The 11,882-nt window shown below is 44.9% G+C and carries 11 protein-coding genes; 3 read left to right on the forward strand and 8 right to left on the reverse strand.

Translation table 11 applies throughout. The features are described 5' to 3' along the window. Nucleotides 1-269 precede the first annotated feature (269 nt). Together glyS and glyQ are read right to left on the reverse strand one after the other, a co-directional pair. Nucleotides 270-2,336: a glycine--tRNA ligase subunit beta gene (gene glyS, locus B7C60_RS01155; protein ID WP_099610072.1), complete on the reverse strand. Its 2,067-nt coding sequence runs from the start codon at nt 2,334-2,336 to the stop codon at nt 270-272. Between the two features lies 1 nt (nt 2,337). Further along, nucleotides 2,338-3,255 (reverse strand): glycine--tRNA ligase subunit alpha, encoded by a 918-nt coding sequence (gene glyQ / locus B7C60_RS01160; protein WP_099610073.1) that lies wholly within the window; start codon nt 3,253-3,255, stop codon nt 2,338-2,340. A gap of 417 nt (nt 3,256-3,672) precedes the next feature. Between glyQ and B7C60_RS01165 the strand changes: the two genes are divergently transcribed. Then, nucleotides 3,673-4,227: a TMEM165/GDT1 family protein gene (locus B7C60_RS01165; RefSeq protein WP_099610074.1), complete on the forward strand. Its 555-nt coding sequence runs from the start codon at nt 3,673-3,675 to the stop codon at nt 4,225-4,227. 113 nt (nt 4,228-4,340) lie between these two features. Then, entirely contained in the window at nt 4,341-4,601 is a 261-nt protein-coding gene (locus B7C60_RS01170) for a hypothetical protein (RefSeq protein ID WP_099610075.1), read from the forward strand. A 32-nt stretch (nt 4,602-4,633) separates the two neighbouring features. Here B7C60_RS01170 and tusA read toward each other — a convergent pair whose 3' ends face one another. Next, nucleotides 4,634-4,882, reverse strand: coding sequence for a sulfurtransferase TusA (tusA, locus tag B7C60_RS01175; protein WP_099610076.1), 249 nt, complete (start codon nt 4,880-4,882; stop codon nt 4,634-4,636). Between the two features lie 249 nt (nt 4,883-5,131). Here tusA and B7C60_RS01180 point away from each other — a divergent pair, with 249 nt between their 5' ends. Continuing rightward, entirely contained in the window at nt 5,132-6,070 is a 939-nt protein-coding gene (locus B7C60_RS01180; RefSeq protein ID WP_099610077.1) for a LysR family transcriptional regulator, read from the forward strand. Between the two features lie 51 nt (nt 6,071-6,121). Here B7C60_RS01180 and acuI read toward each other — a convergent pair whose 3' ends face one another. The 5 genes from acuI to ilvM form a co-directional block, all read right to left on the reverse strand. After that, nucleotides 6,122-7,102 carry an acrylyl-CoA reductase (NADPH) gene (acuI, locus tag B7C60_RS01185; protein ID WP_099610078.1) on the reverse strand — a complete coding sequence of 327 codons (981 nt, stop codon included), beginning with the start codon at nt 7,100-7,102 and terminating at the stop codon, nt 6,122-6,124. A gap of 149 nt (nt 7,103-7,251) precedes the next feature. Continuing rightward, complete coding sequence (ilvA, locus tag B7C60_RS01190; protein WP_099610079.1) at nt 7,252-8,781, reverse strand: threonine ammonia-lyase, biosynthetic; 1,530 nt, start codon at nt 8,779-8,781, stop codon at nt 7,252-7,254. A 3-nt stretch (nt 8,782-8,784) separates the two neighbouring features. Beyond that, nucleotides 8,785-10,626: a dihydroxy-acid dehydratase gene (ilvD, locus tag B7C60_RS01195; protein ID WP_099610080.1), complete on the reverse strand. Its 1,842-nt coding sequence runs from the start codon at nt 10,624-10,626 to the stop codon at nt 8,785-8,787. A gap of 14 nt (nt 10,627-10,640) precedes the next feature. Then, nucleotides 10,641-11,579, reverse strand: a complete 939-nt coding sequence (ilvE, locus tag B7C60_RS01200) for a branched-chain-amino-acid transaminase (protein ID WP_099610081.1) — start codon at nt 11,577-11,579, stop codon at nt 10,641-10,643. Between the two features lie 11 nt (nt 11,580-11,590). Beyond that, on the reverse strand, nt 11,591-11,875 hold the full coding sequence (gene ilvM, locus B7C60_RS01205; protein ID WP_099610082.1) for an acetolactate synthase 2 small subunit: 285 nt from the start codon (nt 11,873-11,875) through the stop codon (nt 11,591-11,593). Nucleotides 11,876-11,882 lie beyond the last annotated feature (7 nt).

An 11,882-nucleotide genomic window follows, 5' to 3' on the forward strand; every position in this document is an offset into this window, starting at 1 on the left:
TTGGCAATTTGTGTTCGAGATTGTCCATCTTTGAAATGAGCAAGAGCCAGTAATCTCATTTTCATCTGAATGGATTTTTGCTGACTGGCGAGCTTTTTAAAGTTGATATTATTAAGGCTATTCATGATGAATCACGATAGTAGTTAAATAGCCTTAATTAGATCATATTTAGATTGGTATTATGAAAGTGATCGGCAATATCGAGCATATAAAAGGTAGGAATAAGGGGCGCAATTAGTACGCCCCTTATAAGTTATGGGTGATATGGCTTATTTTTGCAGTAATGATATATCAGCAATCTGTAGGAAGAGATTGCGTAGATTATTTAGTAAGGTTAAGCGGTTTTTCTTCAAAGCTTCATCATCGGCCATGACCATTACGTTATCGAAGAAAGCATCTACAGGCTCACGTAGCTCTGCTAATTTGCTTAATGCTTGTTGATAATTACCGGTGGCAAACGCTGGCTCTAATGCTTCACTCATGACTTCGACACTTTCAGCCAAGGTTTTTTCTGCTGCTTCCTGTAGAAGTGCAAGATCAATCTCAGTGGCTAATTCACCATCAAATTTAGCTAATATATTTCCGACTCGTTTGTTTGCTGCTGCCAATGCTTCTGCGGCTTCTAGTTCACGGAAATGAGAGACCGCTTTGACTCGTTGGTCAAAATCTGCGGGTTTAGTTGGATGACGAGCTAACACGGCTTGGATGATATCCACGCTGAAACCTTCATCTTGGTACCAAGCTCGGAAACGGCCAAGCATAAATTCAACTACATCTTGCTCAACTTGGGCATTGGTGAGTCGATCACCAAATAAAGATTTTGCTTTTGCGACAAGATCAACTAAATCAAGTTGGTAGCCATATTCAACGATGATACGCAAGATACCTAATGAGGCTCGGCGTAATGCGAAAGGATCGCTCCCTTTAGGGGCTTGGCCAATACCAAAGATACCAACGATAGTATCCAATTTATCCGCAATAGCGACAGCTGCAGACACGCCATTTGCTGGGAGTTCATCTCCTGCAAAGCGAGGCATATACTGTTCGTTGAGTGCAACTGCGACTTCTTCGGCTTCTCCATCATGCCTTGCATAATGCATACCCATTACGCCTTGAGTATCGGTAAATTCAAAGACCATAGAGGTCATTAGGTCACATTTTGCTAAAAGGCCTGCTCGCTTGGACTTTTCGACATCGGCATCAATTTGCTCGGCAATATAACCGGCAAGTACTGTAATACGGTCTGTCTTATCTTTAATGGTACCAAGTTGTTGTTGGAATATAGCTGTTTCAAGTTGAGGAAGACGATCCACTAACTTACTTTTTAAGTCAGTATTGAAGAAAAACTCGGCATCAGCTAAGCGAGGTCGAACGACTTTTTCGTTACCTTCAATCACGTGCCGAGGTTCTTTTGATTCAATATTTGAAACAAAGATAAAGTGAGGTAGCAGGTTCTTATTGGCATCATAGACGGGGAAGTATTTTTGATCGCCTTTCATGGTGTAAACCAAGGCTTCAGAGGGGACTTTCAAGAACTTTTCTTCAAATTTTGCCGTAAGTACAACGGGCCATTCGACCAAAGCAGTCACCTCTTCAACTAACTCATCTTCTAGGTCAGCTTTTCCACCTACTTGCTGTGCGGCTTTTTGAGCGTTAGCGATGATGGTTGCTTTACGAACATCATAATCGGCGATGACCTTACCTCGCTCTTCTAAGATAGCCGGGTATTGTGCTGCATTATCAATAGTAAATTCGGCTTCACCCATAAAGCGGTGACCACGAATGGTTCGAGCGGATGGAACGCCTAAAATTTCGCCTTCAATCAGTTCATCACCGAGTAAAATAGTCAGTGTTTTTACCGGGCGAATAAATTGAGTGTCTTTGTCTCCCCAACGCATCGGTTTTGCGATAGGTAAGCTCGCTAATGCTTTGGTCACCAATTCAACAATAATTTGTTTAGTTGCTTGGCCTTTAACGTCTTGTTTGAAAAGCAACCATTCACCTTGAGCGGTTTTTAATCGTTCTGCTTGTTCAACGGTAATCCCATTACTTCGCGCCCAGCCTTGTGCGGCTTTGGTTGGGTTTCCTTCTGCGTCAAAGGCCACAGAAATTGCGGGGCCTCGCTTCTCAACAACTTTATCTGCTTGTTTTTCTGCTAGTTGAGTGATTTTTAGCGCTAAACGACGCGGGGTCGCAAACCATTTTAGATCTTGGTATTCCAGATCTGCAGCGGTTAATTCTGCAGAAAAATTGGCAGCAAATGCTTCTGCAAGTGTACGTAGTTGTTTTGGTGGCAGCTCTTCTGTGCCTAGCTCAATAAGAAATTCTTTTGCCATGTTATTTGTCCTCACCCTTTTTACACATAGGGAAGCCTAACGCTTCACGAGAGGCGTAATAGGCTTCTGCCACGGCTTTGGTTAGGTTGCGAATACGTAGAATGTAACGTTGACGTTCCGTTACCGAAATCGCCTTACGTGCATCCAAGAGGTTAAACGCATGAGCCGCTTTTAGGATGCGCTCATAAGCTGGCAAAGAGAGCGGTTTTTCAAGTTCTAGTAGCTGGTTACACTCTTTTTCACATTGGTCGAAGAAAGTGAATAGGAAGTCAACATCGGCATGTTCAAAGTTATAAGTGGACTGCTCAACTTCATTTTGGTGGAAGATGTCACCGTAGCTGACTTTACCTAGTGGGCCGTCTGTCCAAACTAAATCATATACAGAATCAACGCCTTGAATGTACATGGCTAAGCGTTCAATTCCATAAGTAATTTCACCGGTAACGGGTTTACATTCAAGACCACCAACTTGTTGGAAGTAGGTAAATTGAGTCACTTCCATACCATTTAGCCAAACTTCCCAACCTAGGCCCCAAGCGCCGAGAGTTGGGTTTTCCCAGTTATCTTCCACAAAACGAATATCGTGAACTTGTGGATCAATACCGAGTACTTTTAGTGAGCCTAAATACAGTTCTTGAATGTTGTCTGGTGAGGGTTTGATAACCACCTGAAATTGATAGTAGTGCTGCAGACGGTTAGGGTTCTCACCATAGCGACCATCAGTTGGGCGACGGGAAGGTTGAACATAAGCGGTCGCCATTGGCTCGGGGCCAAGCGCACGCAGGCATGTCATTGGATGAGAGGTGCCTGCGCCTACTTCCATATCTAATGGTTGCACAATGGTACAGCCTTGTTGGGCCCAATAATCCTGCAGCGCGAGGATCATACCCTGAAAGGTTTTGATATCGTATTTTTGCATAGTCAGGTTCGCGCGATTCTTTTGTCTGAATTGATAAAAAATAACAATCAAGTATACCGAGTTATTCTCTGACAAAGTAGGGGTAATATTGACGAATTAATCACCAGAAATGATTTTTAGCTAAGTTTTAGTCTATTGCGGTATATAAACCAGCTTATCAAGGGTGGTTTTAAGATTTATTCGTTGAGATTGTTCGCGAAGCTGGATAGAATTCCTCCGTCTTTGGGGAGTAGCTTACCGATTAACCAATGTGTGTTGTTCGGTTCGTTCGTCAACATAATTGGTGCTCAATCACCGTGGCGTTCGAGACTTGAAATCTCTTTGAGTTTAGCAAGACCTTAGACAAACATTACGAACCGGGGTGGGGCGTCGTGTTTGTCTATGGTTATATAATAATCCCGCCCCAATGAGCCTGTCGTGAGTGTTTTAGTTATTTCAATTACTAGTGTTGCTTTGGCCGAAATTGGGGATAAAACCCAATTGCTGTCTTTGTTACTTGCTAGCCGATATCGAAAGCCCATACCTATTATTATGGCTATTTTTTTAGCGACTGTTGTTAACCATGCTTTAGCGGCGTGGTTGGGCGTGGTTGTGGCAGATTATCTTGCTCCTGAGTATTTAAAGTGGGTGGTGGTGGTGAGCTTCTTGCTTATGGCTATATGGGTATTGATTCCTGATAAATTGGATGATGATGAAAACCTCTCTAATCGAGGGCCATTTATTGCCAGTTTTATTGCTTTTTTTATTGCAGAGATTGGCGATAAAACCCAAATTGCTACTTCAATTTTAGGGGCGCAGTATGCAGATGTGTTAGCTTGGGTTGTGGTGGGTACAACGATAGGCATGTTATTGGCTAATGCTCCAGTAGTGGTGATTGGTAAGTTGTCAGCAGATAAGATACCGTTAGGCTTGATCCGTAAAATAACGGCGATTCTTTTCTTTACCTTGGCCATTGGTGCCGCATTATTTTAGGTACTGGATCACGCTCTACAACAAAAGCTGATGAGAGCGTGATATCTGCCATATTCGTGTCATATGAGTCGTGCTAGTGTTATTAATATCTGTTGTGAAAGAGGGGCGCATTTATGTTGACACGTTATATAGGAATGAGCGCCAAAAGTCAGAGCTACTTATTCTCTTTTGGTTTTGTCTTAACTTTACTCGGAATGGCGTTGACCAATATGTGGCTACCCATGGTGATTGGTGCCATTATTATGGTTGGGTTAACGGTAGAAGCTTGGATTCGAGTTGCTTACATTATCCCATTGCACGACGAGCTAAGAACGGTACAGCAACAACTGAAAAAATTACAAACGGATATTCGTTCTATTGAGTATCAAGAGTAGTGAAAAGGCAGCGTTATGCTGCCTTTATTGTGCTAAGCCATGCCTTTTTTAATCAAATACTGATAGGGTAAAGTTTCGATTTGCGCCGCAAGTAGTTGGTGATCCATAAAGCGACAAAAACTAGGTATGTCGCGAGTTGTCGAAGGGTCATCAGCTGTGATGAGCAAGGTTTCCCCGTCCTGCATATTACGAATTGTCTTCCTGACCATCATGACTGGTTCTGGGCAGCGTAATCCTTGTGCCTCTAATGTTAGCGTGGCTAATTCAGGATCAAAATTCATCGTTGAGCCTAAGATATATGACAATTAAGGGCTAGATAATACTGGCGAATAAAAAATATTCAATAACCCCTTGGCAAAGAGATTAAAATACCATATTGTAATTAACAATTGGTTAACATCTTACCCTGCAACACCGAGTATGATTCCGACATTATCCCTAGGTTTTCTTGGGCTTCCCCGCTGAAAGGCGGGATTTTTTTTCTTATTTCCGTACACTAGCCTTTATTTACTATTGGGAAGGTGGCATCTGTGGAATTAGAAGAGGTTTACCGACGAGACTTAAATTTACTTGTTGCTTTACGGGTATTAATTGATGAAGGTAGCGTGAGTAAAGCGGCGCATCGATTAAGTCTTAGCCAATCGGCAATGAGCCGAGTTCTTGGTCGGTTAAGGGATATGCTGGACGATCCTCTTTTAACTCGTCAGGGACAGTACCTAGTTCCGACAGAAAAAGCGCTCACTATTTATCACGCGGTCGATCGTCCGCTCGAAGTGCTTAGACAAATTCTTTCGCCTGTAGAATTTGAACCTTTGTTGTGTGAGCAGCGTTTTACCATTGCAACAACGGATTATGCAATACAGACAATTCTCCCTTTTGCATTACCCCGAATTTATCAAGAGGCACCGAAGGTTTCCCTTGAGTTTCAGCCTCTGCATCATAATCGATTAATCGATCAACTGACCCATGAAGGGGTGGATTTTGCGATTTGTCGACCAACGACTTCGGTGGCACCGTTACAGAGTGAGATTCTTGGTCGAGTCAGTGTGCTGTGTTTGCTTTCAAAGCTTCATCCTTTAGCTTACCAGTCTATGCAGTTAAGTGATTATTTGGCGTATCCACATGCCATGATTGCAATCAGTGATGGAGTAAAGGCTTTGATTGAGCAAGCTCTTGTTGAGTACCCTAAACGCAAGATGGTACTCCGTGCTTACCATTTGGAAGCCGCTTTGGCGATTGTCGATAGTATGCCTTTAATTATTACCGTTCCAGCCGATCTAGCATTCTTAGTTGCAGAACGTTATGACTTAGTGGTTAAACCATTACCGTTTCAATTTACTCCGTTTGATTACTCTTTGATTTGGCATCCCCGTTGTGAACATGCCCCAGCTCAGGCATGGATAAGAGATATTGTGAAGCAAGAATGTAGTCGCTTGATAGCTAAGCGTGTTGAAGAAATGAAACTTTAATATGGGGCAAGAATTAACATTCGAGCCCCGTAATTTGTGGTGAAAGCTGGCTTATAATTTAATCACAACGCGGCCAGTAATTTGTCCATTGGTAATGGCTTCCGCGTACTGGGGGGCTTGCTCAAGCGTTATTTCATGACTGGCTTGTTCGAAGTAGTAGTCCGGTAAAAGTTTCGCTAGGTTGTTCCATGCTGCGATTCTTTTCTCTGCTGGGCAAGCAACGGAATCAACTCCTTGCAGGCGAACATTACGTAAAATGAACGGCATGACGGTTGTGGGTAAATCAAAGCCACCGGCTAAACCACAAGCTGCAACGGTACTGTTGTAGTCCATTTGTGCTAACACTTTTGCTAATATCTTGCTACCGACGGTATCAATAGCTCCGGCCCAGATCTGTTTTTCTAACGGACGAGCGGGTTGTTCAAACTCTGAACGGTCAATAATGCGTTTAGCACCGAGCTTTTCAAGTAGAGGGCCATTTTCTGCTACTCGTCCTGTCACAGCGGCAACATGGTAGCCTAAATTTGCCAATAGCGTGACGGCAACAGAACCGACCCCACCACTGGCTCCGGTAACAAGAATCTCTCCTTGATCTGGTTTGATATTGGCATCGAGTAAGGCTTGTACGCAGAGCATAGCGGTAAAGCCTGCAGTTCCAATCATCATGGATTTTTTGCTACTAAGACCTTGGGCTAATGGAACTAACCAGTCTGCTTTTAGGCGAGCTTTTTGCGCCATACCGCCCCAGTGGTTTTCACCGACACCCCAGCCAGTGAGTACCACCTGATCACCCGTTTGATAACGAGGATCTTGTGATTCAAGTACGGTTCCCGCCAGATCGATTCCCGGAACCATGGGAAATTGACGAATGATTTTACCTTTACCTGTAATGGCTAAGCCATCTTTGTAGTTGAGGGAGGAGTAGTCCACCGCCACTAAAACCTCTCCTTCCGGCAATTGACACTCATCAAGTTGTTCAATGGTGGCAAGGGTACGTTTTTCTTGTTGGGTAAGAACTAAGGCATTAAACATTCCGATCTCCAATATTTGCGTAGCAAAGACAATATATTGCTAAGTGTAGTCTTGAATAGGGTATGACTAAAATGAAACTTTAGCATTGATATTATGCGCATGATGCATTAGAGAGTAAAAATGCCAGTCGGTGACTGGCATTGAGAGAGTTAGGATAAGAAAAATTGGTAGGAAGGGTTATCCGTTTCATCTTTACACTGGTAGCCCAGTTCACGAAGATGGGCAGAAAAACGCGAGAGATCATGCTCTTCCAGTTCAAAACCACATAAAACTCGTCCGTAGTCCGCCCCATGGTTTCGATAATTAAATAGACTAATATTCCAATGGGTACCCAAGGTGCTTAAAAATTTTAGCAGCGCACCAGGGTATTCTGGAAACTCAAAACTATACAACCGCTCTTTGAGGGGCTTGGACGGCTTACCTCCGATCATGTATCGTACATGTAATTTCGCCATTTCATCCTCAGACAAGTCAACCACCGGGTAGCCACCACAGCGTAATTCACTGATGATAGTGTTTAGCTCATCTTGGCCTCCAAGTAATCGCACCCCAACAAAAATATTGGCCAGTTGATCGTCGTTATAGCGATAGTTAAATTCTGTTACCGCCCGGTTACCAATAATATGGCAGAATTGAAAAAAAGCACCCTTACGCTCAGGAATGGTTACGGCGAGTAGCCCTTCGCGTTTTTCACCGAGTTCACAGCGTTCAGAAACATAGCGTAAACCATGGAAATTTGTATTTGCTCCAGAGAGCACCGTCGCTAACTGCTTTCCTTCAATATTATGTTTTTCAACAAACTTTTTTAGACCTGCTAACGCCAATGCACCAGATGGCTCTGCAATTGCTCGGGTATCTTCAAAAATATCTTTCACTGCTGAGCAGATTTCGTCACTGGATACGGTAATGTGATCATCAATGTATTGTTGACATAAACGAAACGTTTCATCGCCAATGCGTTTTACCGCAACCCCATCAGCAAACATACTGACTTGGTCTAGCACGACCGGTTCTCCGGCATCTAACGCGGCTTTCAAACAGGCGGAATCTTCGGGTTCAACGGCAATCACTTTTATTTCAGGCATCAATTGCTTGATTAACACGGCAACGCCTGCGGCTAAACCACCGCCACCAACTGGGACAAAAATATAGTCTAAGTGCCCATTTTGTTGCAGCATTTCCATCCCCATGGTGCCTTGACCTGCAATGACGAGTGGGTGATCGAAGGGGGGAACAAAAGTATAGCCGTGTTGCTCCGTTAACCGTTCTGCTTCCGTTTTTGCTTCATCAAAATTATTGCCATGTAAAACCACATGGCCACCAAATCCGCGAACGGCTTCAACTTTGATATCTGGGGTGGTTTTGGGCATCACAATGGTGGGTTTTATTCCCAACCGGCTGCCAGAAAGTGCCATACCTTGAGCATGATTGCCCGCAGAAGCGGTGATAACCCCCGCTTGTTTCTGTACTTCGGTTAAATTAGCGACCATATTATAAGCGCCGCGCAGTTTAAACGAGTGGACGGGTTGACGGTCTTCTCGTTTTAATTGCACCCGATTTTTGATCCGAGCTGATAATCGTGTCATCTCTTGTAAAGGAGTGACAAGGGCTACCTCATAAACTGGAGCACGGAGAATTTGGCGCAGATAATCTGCGCCCGTTTGTTTCGTGAGAGTCATGCATTACCCCTCAAGCTTAGATTTATCGCGTACTGCCCCTTTGTCTGCGCTGGTGGCCATACTGGCGTAAGCTTTCAGAGCAAACGAGACTTCGCGTTGACGGCTTTTGGGTTTCCATCCCTGTTGATCTTGCTTCGCGCGTCGTTCGGCGAGTTCAGCGTCAGTCACATTCAGGGTAATGGTTCGATTAGGAATATCGATGGCAATAATATCGCCGGTTTTGACTAAACCAATAGTGCCACCGTTGGCGGCTTCAGGAGAGGCGTGGCCAATAGAAAGGCCCGATGTGCCGCCAGAAAAACGCCCATCGGTGAGGAGAGCACACTCTTTACCCAATCCCATCGATTTAAGATAGGTCGTTGGATAAAGCATTTCTTGCATACCCGGCCCGCCTTTAGGGCCCTCGTAGCGAATTACCACTACATCGCCTGCTTTAACTTGCCCACCGAGAATGCCTTCAACCGCCGTTTCTTGGCTTTCAAAAACCACGGCTGGCCCAGTAAAAGTCAGAATACTTTCATCCACACCAGCGGTTTTCACAATACAACCATCAAGGGCGATATTGCCTTTGAGTACCGCTAAACCACCATCTTGGCTAAAGGCGTGCGCTTGGTTGCGAATACAGCCTTCGGTGCGATCATCATCTAAGCTTTCCCAGCGGCAATCTTGCGAAAAGGCTTGTGTCGTACGAATGCCAGCTGGCCCTGCACGGTAGAATGCCTTTATCTGATCGGAATGAGTTTGCATGATGTCATACTGCGCTAATTGTTGTTCGAGCGTTAAACCTAACACCGTTTTGGTCTGGGCATTGAGTAGCCCTGCTCGATTTAATTCTCCCAGAATACCCATCACGCCACCAGCGCGGTGCACATCTTCCATATGGTATTTTTGGGTAGAGGGGGCAACTTTACATAAATGAGGAATTTGACGTGACATACGGTCGATATCAGTCATATCAAAATCGACCTCACCTTCTTGAGCGGCAGCCAGTAGGTGTAGAACGGTATTGGTTGAGCCGCCCATTGCAATGTCTAATGCCATGGCGTTTTCAAAGGCGGCTTTGTTGGCAATATTACGTGGCAACGCCGATGAGTCATCTTGCTCATAGTAACGTTTGGTCAGTTCTACAATACGGCGGCCAGCGTTTAAGAATAGTTGTTGGCGATCTTTATGTGTGGCGAGTAATGAACCATTGCCCGGTTGAGAAAGGCCTAGCGCTTCGGTTAAGCAGTTCATCGAGTTGGCGGTAAACATACCAGAACAAGAGCCACAAGTCGGGCAAGCGGAGCGCTCAATTTGCTCACTTTGTTCATCAGAGACTTTGGGGTCTGCGCCTTGAATCATGGCATCGACCAGATCCAGTTTGATGATTTGATCAGAAAGCTTGGTTTTTCCTGCTTCCATTGGGCCACCAGAGACAAAAATAACCGGAATATTCAGGCGTAGTGAAGCCATCAACATTCCCGGAGTAATTTTGTCACAGTTCGAAATACACACCATGGCATCGGCGCAGTGAGCGTTGACCATGTACTCAACCGAGTCGGCGATCAGTTCCCGTGAAGGCAGTGAATAGAGCATACCGCCATGCCCCATAGCGATACCATCATCGACAGCAATGGTATTAAATTCTTTGGCAATACCGCCAGCCGCTTCAATTTCCCGAGCAACCAGTTGGCCGAGATCTTTGAGATGAACGTGACCGGGAACAAATTGAGTAAAGGAGTTCACGACCGCAATGATCGGTTTGCCGAAGTCTTCTTCTTTCACTCCCGTGGCGCGCCACAATGCGCGGGCACCAGCCATATTACGTCCATGGGTTGTGGTGGCGGATCTATATTTTGGCATTGTTTGTCGTCCTTTTACTTCTCTTGTGGGTATACATAATCTAACCAGCCCCACTTATCTTCCGTGGTGCCATTAAATAGGCCAAAGTAGGCTTCCTGCATTGCCTTGGTGATCGGGCCGCGTTTACCTGCTCCAACGGTGATTTTATCAACGCTACGTACCGGAACAATTTCAGCTGCCGTACCGGTCATGAATATTTCGTCAGCAAGATAAAGGGCTTCACGAGCGATGTTGACTTCACGAACGTCATACCCTTGCTCTTTAGCAAGGGTCATAATCGAGTCACGAGTGATGCCAGGGAGAATGGAACTCGTCGTTGGCGGGGTAAGAATCACGCCATTTTTGATGACGAAAATATTTTCGCCTGCCCCTTCTGACAGATAGCCATCCACGCTTAAGGCAATACCTTCGGCGTAGCCATGGCGTCGTGCTTCTCCTCCAACGAGAAGGGACGAGAGGTAGTTGCCTCCAGCTTTTGCCGCTGTTGGAATGGTGTTCGGTGCTGCGCGATGCCAACTGGAGATCATCGCATCAACGCCATTTTCTAGCGCTTCTTCGCCGAGATAAGCGCCCCAAGGGAAAGCGGCGATGATCAGATCCATCTCTGTATTGTTAGGTGGGCAAACGCCTAATCCGACATTGCCTACAAATGCTAATGGACGAATATAAGCATTATCGAGCTTATTGATTCGGAGCGTTTCACGCGTGGCTTTCATAATTTCATCAATAGAGTAAGGAATCGGAAATCGATAGATTTTTGCAGAATCCGCTAAGCGCTGAGCATGTTCACGATGACGGAAAATGATCGGCCCTTTGGGGGTGTTATAACAACGAACCCCTTCAAAAACAGAGGTGCCATAGTGCATCGCATGGGTTAATACGTGAACGGTCGCATTTTCCCATGGCATCATTTCACCATTGAACCAAATATACTCTGCAGTTTTTGTTGCCATGTTTGCCTTCCTTAAGCACAAATTTTCTGTTGTAAATTGTTGTTGGGTAGTTCATGACTACTAATCGTGGTTACATCAACCGAACGAACATCCCATAATTTTTCAATTTGATTGGTCAATGTGGTGATTGGCCGATCACTATCGACAATAATTTCTACGCTGGCGACGTGGCTTGCGTGATTTTGCGTTGCAGCCACTTGTTTAATGATAAATCCACGATGGCGAACAACACGTAGCACTCGTTCCAACAGTACAGGTTTATCATCGGCTTTGATATCTAGTAAGTATCTTTGCATAGTGAGC

This window comes from Vibrio fujianensis (genome assembly GCF_002749895.1).
Lineage (GTDB): Bacteria > Pseudomonadota > Gammaproteobacteria > Enterobacterales > Vibrionaceae > Vibrio > Vibrio fujianensis.